Annotated in this window: 12 protein-coding genes and 1 tRNA gene; 3 read left to right on the top strand and 10 right to left on the bottom strand. The window is 46.7% G+C overall.

The window, feature by feature from the left end; translation table 11 throughout:
• Positions 1-175 precede the first annotated feature (175 nt).
• A tRNA-Arg gene (locus AB3114_RS07225) sits at positions 176-247 on the top strand.
• 130 nt (positions 248-377) lie between these two features.
• Here the strand turns inward: AB3114_RS07225 and AB3114_RS07220 are convergent.
• Positions 378-509: a hypothetical protein gene (locus tag AB3114_RS07220; RefSeq protein ID WP_367342578.1), complete on the bottom strand. Its 132-nt coding sequence runs from the start codon at positions 507-509 to the stop codon at positions 378-380.
• Between the two features lie 219 nt (positions 510-728).
• On the opposite strand from AB3114_RS07220, the gene AB3114_RS07215 reads away from it, so the two are divergent.
• Together AB3114_RS07215 and AB3114_RS07210 are read left to right on the top strand one after the other, a co-directional pair.
• Complete coding sequence (locus AB3114_RS07215; protein WP_367342577.1) at positions 729-1,322, top strand: ATP-dependent Clp protease proteolytic subunit; 594 nt, start codon at positions 729-731, stop codon at positions 1,320-1,322.
• A 119-nt stretch (positions 1,323-1,441) separates the two neighbouring features.
• Positions 1,442-4,348: a sulfatase-like hydrolase/transferase gene (locus AB3114_RS07210; RefSeq protein WP_367342576.1), complete on the top strand. Its 2,907-nt coding sequence runs from the start codon at positions 1,442-1,444 to the stop codon at positions 4,346-4,348.
• A gap of 49 nt (positions 4,349-4,397) precedes the next feature.
• Here the strand turns inward: AB3114_RS07210 and whiA are convergent, their stop codons facing one another.
• The 9 genes from whiA to galU form a co-directional block, all read right to left on the bottom strand.
• Positions 4,398-5,333, bottom strand: coding sequence for a DNA-binding protein WhiA (gene whiA, locus AB3114_RS07205; protein ID WP_367342575.1), 936 nt, complete (start codon positions 5,331-5,333; stop codon positions 4,398-4,400).
• Positions 5,334-5,344: 11 nt separating this feature from the next.
• Complete coding sequence (gene yvcK / locus AB3114_RS07200) at positions 5,345-6,331, bottom strand: uridine diphosphate-N-acetylglucosamine-binding protein YvcK (RefSeq protein ID WP_367342574.1); 987 nt, start codon at positions 6,329-6,331, stop codon at positions 5,345-5,347.
• Between the two features lie 10 nt (positions 6,332-6,341).
• Positions 6,342-7,211 (bottom strand): RNase adapter RapZ, encoded by an 870-nt coding sequence (rapZ, locus tag AB3114_RS07195; protein ID WP_367342573.1) that lies wholly within the window; start codon positions 7,209-7,211, stop codon positions 6,342-6,344.
• 136 nt (positions 7,212-7,347) lie between these two features.
• Positions 7,348-10,221: an excinuclease ABC subunit UvrA gene (uvrA, locus tag AB3114_RS07190; RefSeq protein WP_367342572.1), complete on the bottom strand. Its 2,874-nt coding sequence runs from the start codon at positions 10,219-10,221 to the stop codon at positions 7,348-7,350.
• Positions 10,208-12,271: an excinuclease ABC subunit UvrB gene (gene uvrB / locus AB3114_RS07185; protein WP_367342571.1), complete on the bottom strand. Its 2,064-nt coding sequence runs from the start codon at positions 12,269-12,271 to the stop codon at positions 10,208-10,210. The genes uvrA and uvrB overlap by 14 nt, the downstream gene beginning before the upstream one ends.
• Positions 12,272-12,433: 162 nt before the next feature.
• Entirely contained in the window at positions 12,434-12,691 is a 258-nt protein-coding gene (locus AB3114_RS07180; RefSeq protein ID WP_367342570.1) for a hypothetical protein, read from the bottom strand.
• Positions 12,692-13,047: 356 nt separating this feature from the next.
• Positions 13,048-14,769 (bottom strand): phospho-sugar mutase, encoded by a 1,722-nt coding sequence (locus AB3114_RS07175; RefSeq protein ID WP_367342569.1) that lies wholly within the window; start codon positions 14,767-14,769, stop codon positions 13,048-13,050.
• A 126-nt stretch (positions 14,770-14,895) separates the two neighbouring features.
• Positions 14,896-15,843 (bottom strand): thioredoxin-disulfide reductase, encoded by a 948-nt coding sequence (gene trxB, locus AB3114_RS07170; RefSeq protein WP_367342568.1) that lies wholly within the window; start codon positions 15,841-15,843, stop codon positions 14,896-14,898.
• A gap of 135 nt (positions 15,844-15,978) precedes the next feature.
• The gene (galU, locus tag AB3114_RS07165; RefSeq protein WP_367342567.1) at positions 15,979-16,899 is read right to left on the bottom strand and encodes a UTP--glucose-1-phosphate uridylyltransferase GalU; all 921 of its coding nucleotides are present in this window, start codon (positions 16,897-16,899) and stop codon (positions 15,979-15,981) included.
• Positions 16,900-16,906 lie beyond the last annotated feature (7 nt).

The raw sequence follows: 16,906 nt of genomic DNA, 5'->3' as shown, positions 1-16,906 counted from the left end.
AAAAGACTTTGAACAGTAACGCACAATTAACTACGTCTATATGATAACCAATAATCGCCGGTAAGTCCATCTCTTATCAAAGGATCGTCCCAATTAAATTATGAAACCGTTTTTATTTTCAACATAATTTGGACTTGCTTTTTCTTTCTTCCTAAGGTAGTATAATATTTGTTGCGCGCCCTTAGTGTAATGGATCGCACGTGAGATTCCGGTTCTCGAGATCGGGGTTCGACTCCCCGGGGGCGCATTAGTAAGGAAGCAGTGTGAAGCTGCTTCCTTTTTTCTTTCCTATTATGTGTACAAAAAAATCCGCCCAAGCACCAAAGCTGGGCGGATTAATTCTGGGGTCATCCCCATTATTATTTAAGTTAAGGCAATTACTTTTCGTCGGCCGGCTTTTCCTTAGCCCACTTGCGAATTGCTTCAATCTTCTTTTCCTTGCGGGCACGCTTGTAACGTGATGCTACCGGACGGCGACCTTGTACGCCATGTGGATGTGCTTTACGCATTGGGATATGCCTCCTTTATTCTACGTGAATTTCAACATTCCCCATTATACTGGTGCGAGGTCGGAAAAGCAACCTCTTTCCACGATTGATTACTTACTCTGGCAAAGAAACTTGGAAAAATGAGCAAAATGATTTGACCTTTTTTGACCAACGGTTTATAGTAAGAGCATCAAGAAGTTAGCAATCAATGCTAACAAGTGCTAATTAGGAGGCGCAAGCATGAACTTAGTTCCAACTGTTATCGAACAGTCCTCACGTGGTGAACGGGCTTATGACATTTACTCGCGGCTGCTGAAGGACCGTATCATTATGCTGTCTGGTCCTATCCAAGACGACATGGCTAACTCCATCGTTGCCCAACTGCTGTTCTTGGATGCCCAAGACTCATCTAAAGACATTTACATGTACATCAACTCACCTGGTGGTGTGGTTACCTCTGGGATGGCCATCTACGACACGATGAACTTCATCAAGTCAGACGTTCAAACCATTGTTATTGGCATGGCTGCTTCAATGGCTAGTGTCCTGGCATCATCTGGTACTAAGGGCAAGCGTTTTGGTCTGCCACACTCACAAGTTCTGATTCACCAACCTTCTGGTGGTGCTCAGGGTCAACAGACTGAAATTGAAATTGCCGCAACGGAAATTCTGAAGACTCGTAAGATGATCAACGGAATTTTGGCTGAAAACAGTGGCCAGTCTATTGAAAAAATTAATCAGGATACCGAGCGGGACCACTACTTGACTGCACAGGAAGCCGTTGATTATGGTCTGTTAGATGGTATCATGGCTAACAACGAAATCAAGAAGTAAATAAGTAGTTAAGTTTTACTAAGGAGCGAGGGCTTTTCAACCTTCGCTCTTTTTTTGGTGTAAAATATTTTATTTGGAATGCTATTTTCACTATTTGGGAATTGAAGGGAAGGTTTTTGATGAATACCCGCAACTCTATGCGCTACATCCCCTGGCCGCTCGCTTTAAGCAGTCTGCTCATCATCACCGCACTGACTGCCACAGCAGGTGGTGCTTTAACCAGTCTGACGATTGGCAGCCCTCTTTTTATTGGCTTGTGGATGTTAAAGTGCCTTGCTGTCGCACTCGTCGCTACGGTCCCCGTCTTGCTCGGCGCTTACGTGAAGCCTAGTGACAACTTAGTCACGTTGGCGGGCGGAATGCTGATCAGTGGTTTGGTCTTTTCCTTAATCGACAGGCTGACACCACAGTTGCCAAACGATCCGCGCGAGCTATACCTGATGGCGAACATCTTTGCCTACTGGCTGATGCTCTGCTTGCTGGTCGCAATTGCGCCTTGGTTTAAAAAATTGATCAGCAACATCCCCGTCCAAACACGACGCCACATTACTTTAGCAGTGGGAGTAATTTTCTTCGTAACTGACCTCATTTGGCACCGTGATTTCTTCGGTTTCCGCACCGGCAACACGATCACGTGGGATGCGTTTCTCTTCCTTGCAGGCGATTGGCTAGGCAGCGAGCCCCGCGTTCAACGCTGGTCCAATCGTCGCTGGCTAGGGCTGGGAGCCCTTTCGTGGATTTTCGCTGCCATTCACAATTGGTACCGGATTTACCACGTTAACTACAGTCCACATAACGGGATTACCGTTACTAATCACTACCTAGTTGGTCTTTGTACGACGCAAGCATTTATGCTGGTGTTCATCCTTGTCTTAGCCGCTTGGTTCATCCATAACTACCCACGGCAAAAAATTAGCCTTACCCAGCTGCTAAGTGGAGAAACAATTCTCCTCTGTCTAATGATCATCGCGCGTTCACTGGACACCCCATTTCAGCAGACGAAAATCAATCCTTACTTATTACTAGCAATCGAGATCGTCGTTTCAATAATTGTCTTTGTGGGATTAACATGGCTGATGATTCATTTAGTTCACCGTTACCAACGGCCGATGAACCTCTTACCAGCCGTTAAATCTTTTGCTCAATGGGTCGTCCATAACTGGCGCTGGTGGTTGGCCATTCTCGCCGCTTGGCTCCTCACCGCCATTTCTTACCTTTTGATCTGGTCTGGAAACAATGACATGGTTGTCTGGCTCTTCCACAACCGACCAACTTTAGTCTGGCTAAACATCTTGATTCTGTTAGCTTTATTTGGGATCGTCATGGCAATTACCAACTGGTACTGGCCTTCACTGATTTTCATGATTGCTTTCAGTGGTGTTTGGACCACCGCCTCCCAGTTAAAAATTGCTAGTCGTGATGAACCAATCTTACCAACCGACCTCTCGATGGTTGAATCACTTAAAGAACTGCTATCAATGGTCAGTGTTACAGTCATCATTAGCGTCGTCGTTGCCCTGGTGATCCTCGTAGTAGTCGCTGTCGTTGCCCAACGCAGTGACCACCACGTCAGTCGCTTAGGATGGAAAGGCCGTCTTATCATGGCCATCATCGCTTGTGCCTACCTCGGAAGTTTTACTGTTGCCAACCACAGCAACACTCCGGTCCGTCACTATTTGGACAACGCGAAGGACGTGCCTTATTTCTACAAGCAAATCCGGGGTGCCAAGATTAACGGAACCTTGCTTCAATTTGCCAACAACGTCGACGTCACCATCATGGATAAACCAGAAGGCTATTCCAAAGCAACGATGGAAAAATTAGCACAACGCTACAATAAGCTTGGCGCACAAATTAATAAACATCGCTCTGGCAATGCTAAATCACAGTCCCTAATCTTTATCCTGAGCGAAAGTTTTGCTGATCCACGTCGGGTTCCCGGCTTAAACGTTAACCACAACCCGATCCCTTATATCAGCCAAATTAAGAAGCACACGACCGGTGGATTGATGCTCAGCTCTGGTTACGGCGGCGGAACAGCCAACATGGAATACATGGCCCTGACAGGGTTGTCGGAAGCTAACTTCTCACCAACCTTGCCAACACCTTATTCCCAACTCGTTCCCTACCAAAAGCAGGCATGGTCGATCAACCAACTCTTTAATTATAGTCAGGCTGTTCACCCGTTCTCGGCCCAGCTGTACAGCCGCAATAAGGTTTATCCGAAATTTAAGTTTGAGCGTTTCTACCACTATGATAGTCACCCCGCTCTAACTTACACTAGTACCATTCAAAACAACCCCCGGGTGTCAGACGATGCCACCTATAAGCAAACTTTAAAAGTACTGAAGCAACATCATGGTGGTCAGTTCATCCAAGTTGCGACGATGCAAAACCACATGCCTTACCTGCCGACGTACTACAAGAAACTGCATTACACCGTCAGTGGTGATGCAGCGCCAACTGACAACAGCGTTGCCAAAATCGAAAGCTACATCCAGGGTATTCACTACACAGATGGTTCAACGAAGAATTTTCTGAAACGCTTGGATAAGGTAAAGAAGCCGGTAACCGTCGTTTGGTACGGCGACCACTTGCCTGGAATTTACGGTCACGTGTCGATGAGCCAGTATGGTGTCACCCTCCACGAAACCGACTATTGGATCTACAGTAATCCAGCAGCAACCGGTCACGGACGCAAATTAGTTAAACGGCGCGTCGTCAGTCCTAACGACTTTGCTGCCATGGCTTTGATGCAAATGGGTGTTAAAGTCTCCCCTTATTATGCTCTGCTTACGCGTATCTATACTCAGATGCCAGCCATGAGCCTTTCCACTAACGGGACGGACCACAATAACACCATTCATACCGGTGGGACCACCTTCGTCAACCAGCACTCGCAGCAAGTCAACTTAACTAAGAAAAAGCGACGGCTGCTCCACGATTACAAGCTGGTTCAATACGACCTGACTGCTGGTCATCAATACCTCTTCAAACAGAGTTTCTTGAAGCAACCAGCCCATTAAAACAGAAAATGCCTGCAGAGCGTGAAATTCACGCCCCGCAGGCATTTTTTTAGCTAACGCCACTTCGCAACTTTTCCGCGTACTGGTTGATCTTGCGCAAGCGGTGATTGACACCCGACTTCGAAATCGGACCATCGGGAACTAATTCGCCGAGTTCTTTTAAACTAACTTCCTGGTGAGCTAAACGGGTTTCAGCCATTACCCGCAGCTTATCAGAAAGCTGGTTGAGGCCACCACGTGCCTGAATCAAGCGAATGTTTTCCAATTGCTTATTAGAAGCATTCGCAACCTTATCCAGGTTGGCGTTCTCGCAGTTAACCAAACGGTTGACAGAATTACGCATATCGCGGACAATCCGAATATTTTCGAACTGAAGCATACTTTCTGTAGCACCTATCAGTTGTAAGAAATTAGCGATCTTTTCGGCTTCCTTGAGATAAACAATATAGCCACTGCGTCGTGATGTGGTACGCGCGTTGAGGTGGTAACGATTGATCATCTTGGCGATCATCGCGTTATGTTCTTCATAAAGAGAATAAATCTCTAGATGGTAGCGTGAAGTTTCCGGGTTGTTAACTGAACCCCCGGCCAAAAAAGCTCCGCGCAAGTAAGAGCGTCGCTGCAGATCGTCTTTTAAGAGACTTACGGGTACGTCCTCACGAATCTGCAAACCATCCAAGATACCGAGGTCACCAAGGATTTCCTTAGCATGGTAACGCAGACGCACGACATAAGTATTGTTCTTATGCAGCTTCATCTTACGCCGAACTACGATTTCACTTTCCACACTGTAAAAGTCTTTTAGCAAAACGTAGATGCGTCGGGCAATGGCCGGACTTTCCGTTGAAACATTCAGTACCAAGTTATGTTGGAAAAGGCTCAGGGAACCATTCATCCGAATTAAGGCCATCAATTCAGCCTTAGCGTTGGCCCGATGAACTGTCAGCTGTGTCAGTTCTTTTTTGACTTGACTAGCGTAGGACACAGCCTCACCTCCTAATCGTGAACCTCGTGCAGACGATTGAGCAATTCAGCCGCCACTGATTCCTGATCGTGGAAGGCACCATTATCACGCAGACGGACAAAGTTCGAGGAAATCACCCGGCAACCTTGCTTCCGCAATCCTTGGAAATCATGACCCACCGGTTGGGAAATTTCATTCCATTGCTGGAAATTGATGTAGTCTTCCGGAATCGGCTGGATGTTAACAAGGACGGTGTCGATAAAATCTTGGCCCATGTGCTTATTAAGCACACGCACGTGGTCGGCATCAGTGAAGTTATCTGTTTCGCCCTTTTGAGTCATGATGTTGCAAACATAAATTACTTCAGCTTTGGTCTTGCAAACGGCCTCACCAACGTTTTTAATCATTAAGTTTGGCAAGATGGATGTGAAGAGTGAACCGGGTCCCAGGACAATTTCATCTGCATTCATAATGGCATCGATCACTTCAGGCATTGCTGATGCTTCATGCTTATCGCTGTCTTCAGACGGGGTGACCCACACCCGCTTGATCTTACTATGAGCCTTAGTAATTTCAGACTCGCCACTGAGTTGCTTGCCATCTTCAAATTCGGCATTCAAAGTTAACGGTTCGTTAGCAACAGGATAAACGTGACCGCAGATTTTCATCATCCCTGATAATTCCTGGACAGCCGTGAAGATATCTCCCTGCATTTCAGACAGCGCGGAGATAATCAGGTTGCCGATAGCGTGACCGGCCAAAAACTTGTCATTGGAATCAAAGCGGTACTGGAAAATATCCTGTTCCAACTTTGGTAAATCGCTGAGAGCTACCAAGGCATTGCGAATATCACCAGGTGGTACGACGTTGATGTAGTTTCTCAGTACACCAGATGATCCTCCATCATCTGCAACAGTAACAACGGCGGTGATGTCGACATCTTTACCGCGCAATCCCCGCAAAATAACTGGCAAACCGGTACCGCCACCGATCACCACAATTTTTGGTTTTTGATACATTTTTTTGCTCCTAGTCTGCTTTATGAACGTCCCGATGATGAACATTGACTGTATACTGCTTATCACGCAAATCGTCAGCTAAACGGTTAGCGATCGTAACCGAACGGTGCTGACCGCCAGTACAACCAATCGCAATTGTCAAACTGCTCTTTCCTTCGTGAATGTACCCCGGTAAAGCGACTTTTAATAAACCTAACAAGTGATTGTAAAAGTCCTTCGAGATTTGATGATTCATTACATAATCCTGAACCACCTTATCATTACCGGTTAAGTGCTTGAGTTCTGGAACATAGTATGGGTTCGGCAAAAAGCGGACATCCATTACAATATCCGCATCTAACGGCAAGCCATACTTAAAGCCAAAGGACAGCACTTCAACATAAAAGTTGTTTTTGTCCCCTTCACCAAAATAATCCGCAATCCGCAGACGCAAGTTACGTGGTGTCAGGGTCGTGGTGTCAATGATCACATCGGCGTGACTCTTCAGGTCGTTCAACAGCTGACGTTCGCGTTGAATGCCTTCTAAAACACTGCCGTGTGGTGACAGCGGGTGATTACGCCGGGTTTCCTTGTAACGGGAAATCAGCTCAACATCATTGGCGTCTAAAAATACCAACTTCACCCGCACATCATCACGCTGACGCAGGGTGGCAACGGTCGAAGCCACTTGGTCGTAAAAACCACGCGAACGTGAATCCATCACCATTGCAGCTTTGTTGGATTCGTCAGATTGCTTTAAGACATCGATAAACTTACCCGCTAACGACGGTAGCATGTTATCAATGACGAAGTAGCCTAAATCCTCCAAGCTTTGAACAGCCACCGTTTTACCAGCTCCGCTCATTCCCGTAATGATGACCACATCCATTTGTTTTGCCATCTCGTTGCCTCCAATTTTGAATCACTTCTGAAAGTATAACATACCGGGCGTGTCTTGTAACGTAATTGTTCGGGATACGTCCCGAAAGCCCATGATATAAGAAAATGGACGGCCACGATGACCATCCATTTCTAAACTATTTATTCGTCTGTTTTTGTTGACGCTCCTCAGCCCACTTTTGATCACGTTCCAGCATCGGTTTCAGGTACTGACCCGTATAACTAGCCTTAACTTGCGCTACTTCTTCCGGGGTTCCGGTTGCAACTACATGGCCACCACCTTCGCCACCTTCAGGGCCCAGATCAATCAACCAATCGGCTGACTTCACCACGTCCAGTTCGTGTTCGATCACCAAAACTGTATTGCCAGCATCGACTAAGCGCTGCAGCACACCCAGCAAACGCTTGATATCATCCATATGTAGACCAGTGGTCGGTTCATCAAGGATATAGAAACTCTTGCCGTGACTCTGCTTATGGAGTTCAGCCGCTAGCTTCATCCGCTGGGCTTCACCACCGGACAGTGTCGTAGCGGGCTGTCCTAGGTGGACGTAACCGAGGCCGACATCCTCAATCGTCTGTAATTTGCGGCGAATCTTTGGAATAGCATGGAAGAACTTAAGGGCCTCGCTGACGGTCATATTCAAGACGTCCGCAATGTTCTTACCCTTGTACTCAACTTCGAGCGTTTCTGAATTGTAGCGAGTACCGTGACAAACCTCACACGGCACATAGACATCAGGCAAGAAGTTCATTTCAATTTTGAGGATGCCGTCACCATGACAAGCCTCACAACGGCCACCCTTGACGTTGAAGCTAAAGCGTCCCTTCGTGTAACCACGCATTTTAGCATCGTTGGTCTGGGCAAAGAGCTCACGAATATCGTCGAAGACCCCCGTATAAGTGGCGGGATTACTCCGCGGCGTCCGGCCAATCGGTGATTGATCGATGTCAATTACCTTTTCGATGTTCTTGAGTCCCCGGATCGACTTGTACTTCCCGGGTTTAGCCGAATTGCCGTTTAACTTTTGAGCTAGAATCCGCTTCAAAATAAGGTTAACTAACGTCGACTTACCCGATCCCGAAACGCCAGTAACACAGATAAATTTACCTAACGGGAACTTGACCGTGATGTCCTTCAGGTTGTTGGCCTGTGCCCCCGTTAAAGTGATGAACTTACCGTTGCCTTCCCGCCGCTTTTCAGGAACCGGGATGTACTTGCGGCCTGATAGGTATTGGCCCGTCAGTGATTTCCGTGAACGCATAATTTGCTTTGGCGTCCCTGCCGCCATGACCCGGCCACCATTTTCACCGGCTCCAGGGCCTATATCGATGATGTAATCGGCAGCCCGCATCGTATCTTCATCGTGTTCAACGACAATCAACGTGTTGCCAAGGTCACGCATCTTCTTTAACGAGTTAATTAAGCGATCATTATCGCGTTGGTGCAAACCAATCGAAGGTTCATCCAAAACGTAAATCACTCCTGAGAGGTTAGAACCAATCTGGGTTGCTAACCGGATCCGCTGGGCTTCCCCACCGGAAAGAGTCCGGGCAGAACGTGAAAGAGTTAGGTACTCCACACCGACATTTTGCATAAAAGTCAACCGATCGATGATTTCCTTGAGGATCGGTTTAGCAATCTTCATCTTCTCATCAGAAAGTTTAACTGATTTGAAAAATGGCAAAGCCTTGCTGATCGGTAGTTCGCTGACCTGGCCGATGTTTTGGCCCATGATCTGCACACAAAGTGCCCGTTGGTTCAGGCGGTAGCCATGGCAAAGCGAGCACGGCAATTCGGTCATGTATTTGCGCATCTGGTCGCGGGTAAAGTCGGAGTTAGTCTCCTTGTAACGCCGCGAAACATTATTGATGACCCCTTCAAACGGCACGTCGACGTCCCGAACGCCACCGAAGTCATTCTCGTAGTGGAAGTGGAACGTCTTGTCACCATTGCCATAGAGAACCATCTTTTGCTGCTTCTTTGGCAACTTATCGAAAGGCGTATCCATGTCGATACCTACTGACTGGCAGAATTGCTCCAATAAGGATGGGTAATATTGCGACGAGATCGGGTTCCACGGTGCCATTGCCCCTTCACGAAGGGTCTTCTTTTTATCAGGGACTACCAGGTCAACATCAACTTCAAGTTTTGATCCCAGTCCTTCACATTCTGGGCAAGCCCCCATCGGCGCGTTAAATGAGAAGAGCCGTGGTTCCAATTCACCGACCGTAAAGCCACAAATTGGGCAAGCGTATTGTTCAGAAAAAGGAATGTTCTCGCCACCGATGACGTCGGCAATGGCATAGCCGTCGCTCAGTCGTAATGCTGATTCAAAAGAATCAAACAGACGTGACCGAATTCCGTCCTTTACGATAATCCGGTCAACCACGACGTTAACCGTGTGTTTCTTGTTTTTATTTAATTCTGGGACTTCATCTAGTTCATAGGTTTCACCATCGACTTGGACACGAACGAAGCCTTCCCGCTTCACCTTGGCAAAGACCTTTTTCTGTGTTCCTTTCTTATCCCGGACAATTGGCGATAAAATCTGCATTTTCGTGCGTTCCGGCAGTTTCAATACCCGATCGACCATCTGTTCCGGTGACTGGCTGCTAATCGGGATGTGATCGTTTGGGCAGATCGGCGTCCCTACCCGTGCCCACAACAAACGCAGGTAGTCATTGATTTCGGTAACAGTTCCCACCGTCGACCGCGGGTTATGGCTCGTCGTCTTTTGGTCGATGGAAATAGCTGGTGAAAGTCCATCGATACTGTCAACGTCTGGCTTATCCATCTGTCCCAGAAATTGACGTGCATAAGCAGAGAGGCTTTCGACATAACGTCGTTGTCCTTCGGCGTAAAGGGTGTCAAAGGCCAGTGAACTCTTACCGGATCCAGACAATCCCGTGATAACGACTAGCTTATTTTTCGGAATCGTGACGTCGATGTTTTGCAAATTATGTGCTCGCGCGCCATGAATCACAATTTTGTTATTAGTGTTTGCCAACTTTTGCTCCCCTCTTTTTACTCTTCTTGGATGAACCCTTTTTGACGGAGCCTTTCAGTTCTAGCACAGTATCACGCAGGGTGGCCGCCTGTTCGAAGTCCAGGCGCTTAGCTGCATCACGCATCTGCTCAGTCAATTCTTGCAGCATCTTCACTTGCTCAGCCCGACTCAGTTTAGCAAAGTCGCGATCGGAGAATTCTTGGTCGGTCTTCTCTTCTTTTTGATCATCCGTCTTCTGAACAGCGGTGATGGCATCTTGAATCGGCTTGATGATTGTTTTCGGAGTGATGTGATGGTCCTTATTGTATTTCTGCTGGATTTGACGACGCCGCTTCGTCTCATCGATCGCCTTTTGCATTGATTCCGTGACGGTGTCAGCGTACATGATCACCGCCCCGTGTTCATTGCGGGCTGCCCGGCCAATAGTTTGGATCAGTGACCGTTCATTCCGGAGGAAGCCTTCCTTGTCGGCATCCAGAATGGCTACTAAGGAAACTTCAGGAACGTCAAGACCTTCCCGCAGTAAGTTAATACCGACGAGGACATCAAACTTCCCTAAACGCAGGTCCCGAATAATCTGCGTCCGCTCCAGGGTTTTAATCCCACTATGCAGGTACTTACACTTAATTCCTAAATCCTTCAGGTAATCAGACAGATCTTCTGACATCTTTTTCGTCAGGGTCGTAACAAAAACCCGTTCGTGGCGTTCAACCCGCTTGTTAATCTCACCGACGAGGTCGTCGATCTGTCCCATAACGGGACGGACTTCGATCGTCGGGTCAAGCAAACCCGTCGGCCGAATGATCTGTTCAACGATGTGGTCGGTCTGGTTGAGTTCATAAGGGCCAGGCGTTGCTGACATGTAGACTACTTGGTTGACCCGTTCTTCAAATTCCTTGAGTTTCAATGGACGGTTATCAAGGGCACTAGGTAAACGGAAACCGTAGTCGATTAGCATCTGTTTACGGGCTCGGTCACCGTTGTACATCCCCCGCACTTGGGGCATCGTCTGGTGTGATTCATCGACGACGAGCAAAAAGTCCTTCGGGAAGAAATCGAGTAAGGTAAACGGTGGCTCCCCTGCCTTACGACCATCCATGTACCGTGAGTAATTTTCGATACCGTTGGTGTAACCCATCTCACGCATCATTTCCATGTCGTAGGTGGTCCGTTGCTCAATCCGTTCAGCTTCCAGTAGCTTGCCCTGCTTGGTGAATTTAGCCACCTGGTCCTGCATTTCCTTTTTGATTTGCGGCAGAGCCCGGTCCATGATGTCATCGTTCGTCATAAAGTGGGTGGCCGGGAAGATAGAGACGTGGTCATAGTCCCCGACCACTTCGCCAGTCAGTGCATCCACTTCACGAATGCGATCGATTTCGTCACCAAAAAATTCAATCCGCAGGGCCTTTTCGTCACGCGATGCCGGGAAAACTTCGACAACGTCTCCGTGTACCCGGAAACGCCCACGCTGAAAGTCGATATCGTTGCGGTCAAATTGGATGGAGACCAGGTCACGAAGTAATTGGTTCCGCTCGATCTGTTGACCCACGTGTAAGGAAAGGACGGATTTCTGGTATTCACGAGGATCCCCTAAGCCGAAGATACTAGAAACAGAGGCCACGACAATCACGTCATTGCGTTCTAGTAATGAACTGGTGGCTCCGTGGCGGAGTTTATCAATTTCGTCGTTGATCGACGCGTCTTTTTCAATATAGGTGTCACTAGACGGAACATAGGCTTCTGGTTGGTAGTAATCATAGTAACTGACGAAGTATTCCACCGCGTTGTGAGGGAAAAATTTCTTCATCTCACCGTAGAGCTGACCAGCTAGGGTCTTGTTATGGCTCAATATCAAGGTTGGTTTGTTGATACGGGCGATGACGTTGGAAATGGTGAAGGTTTTGCCCGTCCCGGTAGCTCCCATTAAGATTTGGGCTTTATCGCCATCCTCAATTCCCTTCGTCAGCTTATCGATAGCTTGAGGCTGGTCGCCAGTTGGCTTGTAATCAGAAACTAATTCAAAATCACGGTCAGGTTGACGATATATCATAACTGCCTCCCACATATTTTTGCTGTTCTCAAACACACTTGATTTTACCACACGAACATACATTCCCCCAAAGCATCTACTCGGTAATTTCCCGGGAAAATAAAAAGCCCCTCCACCATTTAAAGGTGGAAGAGCTAGTTAGGTAATTCCCAGCGCCATCAGTTATGATTGCTTCCGGTAGCCAAGGTAGAATTGAACGATGGCTAAGACAACGTTGACCCAGTTAACTACAAGGAACCAGGTTGCCAACGTGTTTGCTGGGTGACTTACACCATAGAATACCCAGAAGCCAATAATGATAGCTACGACGTTGATCCAGGCAAATGTCTTGATCAATTTCTGGTTGGACAGCTGTGTGCACATCCAAATCAGGTTGACAATCAGCCAGATGAGTAAGATCCAGAAAATAGCGGTAAACATTTTAATAACCTCCTTTGGTATAGAATCCGAAGGGAAATGAATGGAATTCTATCAATAAAAGCTGTTTCTTTTCTCCTTCCCTTCACTATTTATGGTAGACCATTCGTGACCATTTACCAGAAACAAAGCTCTGAGTTGATGCCATTAGTTAACACCTGAACATGATTAGTCCACCTTTGCATACAATTAGTAAGTAGTGCCGCAATGCTACAAATTCAGCTATCTGTTTGGCTGGATTTACAAAATTTGTTAAAAATGATAAATCTGGAGCTAAATTATTTCTAAAACATTGCCTGATGTTGGAATTTTGACAATAAAAAAAGCCGCGATAGCGGCTCCTTTTAGATTACAAATGCTTATTCTTTAGTCAATTCCTCGATAGCATCTTCAAACTGATCCAACTTTGTATTAGCTTTCTCAAGGCTGTCAGCGAATGTTCCGACGTAGAACTTCAACTTTGGTTCAGTGCCAGATGGGCGGATGGCAATCCACGTTTCATCATCCATAATATACTTCAAAACGTTGGAATTTGGCATATTGAGGTCGCTCGTTTGCCCATTGCTAGTCTTGGTGTTTTTGCTGAAGTCTTCTGTCGTCACAACTTTACGGCCAGCAAATTCATCGATACCCTCATCACGGAATTTCTGCATCATCGCTGCCATTTGATCACGGCCATTGATCCCAGGGTACTGTTTAGCAATGGTCTTTTCACGGAAGTAGCCATAACGCTTAAAGAGCTCTTGAACCCCATCATACAGGGTCATCGAACGACTCTTGTAATAAGCAGCCACTTCAGCCAAAAGAACCAATGATTGGATAGCATCCTTATCACGAACAAATGGCTTGACCAAGTAACCATAACTCTCTTCAAAGCCAAACATAAAGGTGTGGTTATGCTTCGTTTCGTACTGGTGAATCTGGTCAGCAATCCACTTAAAGCCGGTCAGTACGTTAATCATCTTGACACCATAGGATTGGGCAATCTTGGTTGCGAATTCAGTTGAAACAATGGATTTCACGGCAACAGCGTTGTCCGGTAATGTCCCAGCCTGCTTGTGAGCTTCCAGGATGTAGTGCAGCATCACTGATGCGATCTGGTTACCAGTCAGTAACTGATATTCCCCACTTGGTTGACGTACTGCTACGCCCAAACGGTCGGCATCAGGATCGGTAGCAATCAAAACATCGGCGTCCACTTTTTGACCCAGCTTCTTGGCACGTACAAAGGCCTCAGGAAATTCTGGATTAGGGTGCTTGAGGCCCGGGAAGTCACCATTAGGCTGTGCTTCTTCAGCAACTAGCTCGTAGTTAGTAAAACCAGCTTGCTTTAAAGCCCGTTCACCCAGCATCCGACCAGTCCCACATAGCGGTGTGAAGACAAATTTGAGGTTTTCGCCATACTTTTGAGATAGTTCTTGATTAATCGTGACGGTCTTGACGTTTGCCAAATATGCTTTGTCGACGTCATCCCCCATCACTGTTTCAAGTCCGTTGGACAAGAGCTGGTCTTCATCAGCCAATGGAATGTCAAACAGATTGGTGATCTTACGAATATAGCCAGTCATCATGTCTGATTCCTTTGGCGGCATCTGGCCACCATCTTCACCATAGATCTTATAGCCGTTATATTCCTTTGGATTATGACTAGCAGTAATCATAATCCCGGCATATACATGTTCGTGACGCACTGCAAATGAAAGTTCAGGTGTTGGGCGCAGATCATCATAGATGTAAGACTTAATTCCCTGAGCCCCTAAAACACGAGCACAATTATGAGCAAAGAGCTTGGAATTATGACGAGAATCATAGCCAATGGCTACACCACGGGATTTCACCTCATCACCTAGTGAAACCATCAAACTAGCTAAACCAGCCGTGGCTTGGCGAACGGTGTAAACATTCATCCGATTAATACCAGGGCCCATCAATCCACGCATTCCGGCTGTTCCGAACGACAGCGGGGCATAGAAGGCATCTTTGATCTCATCATCATCCTGCATGGCATCTAGTTCCTTTTTCAAGGTGTCATCCAGTGATTGATAGTCTTTCCAGTTTTGGTATGTCTCTTTCCAGCTCATTAAGGGCATCTCCATTCATTCCGATATATTCACAATTAAGTATACCCCAACAATAAAAACAATGAAACGTTATCAACACCAAAAACGGACAGTGATTTCACACTGTCCATTTCTGATAAAAATTTTTTAAACTGTCTTTTTTTGACTTTGCAGATAATGGTATACTTCCTGACCAGCAATAGCGCCATCGCCAACAGCAGTTGCAATCTGACGCAGTGGAGTCTCCCGAACATCTCCAATCGCGTAAATGCCTGGAATCTTCGTCGCCATCTTAGCATCAGTAATGACCCAACCTTTATCATCTAAAATACCGAGTGACTTAAATGGCTCTGTCATCGGGACGCTACCGACATAGATAAACACGCCATCAATTGGCATCGTCGACTTTTCTCCAGTCTCATTGTTGACTAGGTGTACCCCATTGACTTTTACCTCGTCACCATCAATGGCGGTAATACTGTGACTGAACAAAAACTTAAGCTTATCGTCCTTCTTGGCCCGTTCTTGCAGCAAAGGCTGCGCCCGTAAATGATCTTTACGAACGACGACGGTTACCTGGTCAGCCAGCTGAGTGAGATACATTCCTTCTTCAACGGCAGAATCCCCACCACCAACGACGATTAGTTGTTTGCCTTTAAAGAAAGCTCCGTCACAAACCGCACAATAAGAGACACCTCGGCCACTAAACTTATCTTCGCCCGGCACTCCAAGATGACGCTGAGTGGCCCCGGTAGCAATGATGATAGCCCGAGCACGGAATTGTTCATCCATGTCAGTAGTCACTTGTTTCCATTCGCCTTCATCTTCAATGCTAGTGACACTGCCGTAAGCGTAGGCAGCCCCAAATTGAGTGGCTCCTTGATACATCTTTTCGGCTAATTCTGGCCCCTTAACTGACTTGAATCCCGTATAATTTTCAATTTCAGCAGTGTTATTTAAATTACCGCCATAAATTCCCCGATCTAACATCAGGACAGACAGATTAGCACGCGAAGCGTACAGTGCAGCGGTCATACCGCCTGGGCCGGCTCCAATAATGATGACATCATAGTCGGTTTTCTTTTCTTCTGCCATGATGACTCCTCCTCTAGGTTGATATTGCTTTTATCATACCAATTTTTAGATTTTTGTCGAGCTTTTTGCTTATTTTTAATAAGTAAAAAGGCAAAAATAAACGGAGCACCTCAACGGCTGCCCCGTTAATTAAACTTACTTCTTATTGTGACTAGCCTTGGCCTTATCTTCGGCCTTCAATTGGTCACCTAATTCTTCGATGTATTGACGCAGGTCTTCCTTCACCTGTGGGTGCTCAAGACCATACTGAATATTAGTCTTAATCCAGCCAAACTTGTTACCAACATCGTAGCGTTGACCCTTAAATTCGTGTGCAAATACACGTTGGGTCTTGTTCAACGTGTCAATAGCATCAGTCAGTTGAATTTCATTACCCTTACCTGGCTTTGTCTTAGCCAATACATCAAAGATTTCAGGATTGAAGATGTAACGACCGATGATAGCCAAGTCACTCGGTGCATCCTTTGGCGCCGGTTTTTCAACGAAACTCGTGACGTTGTAGAGCCCTGGGATGACTTCCTTGCTTGGGTTGATCACACCATATTTGGCAGTGTCTTCGTGTGGTACACGCATGACAGCCAGGGTTGAAGCACCGGTACGCTGGTAACTTTCAATCAACTGCTTAGTCAGTGGTTCACCCTGACCGTTAATGTTGTTTAAGTCATCACCTAACATGACGACAAAAGGTTCGTCCCCAATAAAGTCACGAGCCGTCAGGACAGCATCACCTAAGCCACGCGGGTGTGATTGACGAATAAAGTAAATATTAATATCCGTCGTTTCTTGAACCAACTTCAGCATGGCATCCTTGTGCTTTGCCTGCAGGTTATCCTCCAGTTCTGGGTTGGAATCGAAGTGGTCTTCGATCGAACGCTTATTTTTGCCATCGACAACGACAATGTCTTCGATGCCGGATTTACGCGCTTCCTCAACGATAAACTGAATCGTCGGTTTGTCCACGATCGGAAGCATTTCCTTTGCCAACGCCTTAGTTGCGGGTAGGAAACGTGTCCCCAAACCAGCAGCTGGAATAATTGCCTTACGAACTTTTCTCATTTGTCAA

Origin of the sequence: Limosilactobacillus sp., assembly GCF_040772465.1 — a bacterium.
GTDB lineage: Bacteria > Bacillota > Bacilli > Lactobacillales > Lactobacillaceae > Limosilactobacillus.
This window is presented reverse-complemented; position numbering and strand designations above follow the sequence as displayed.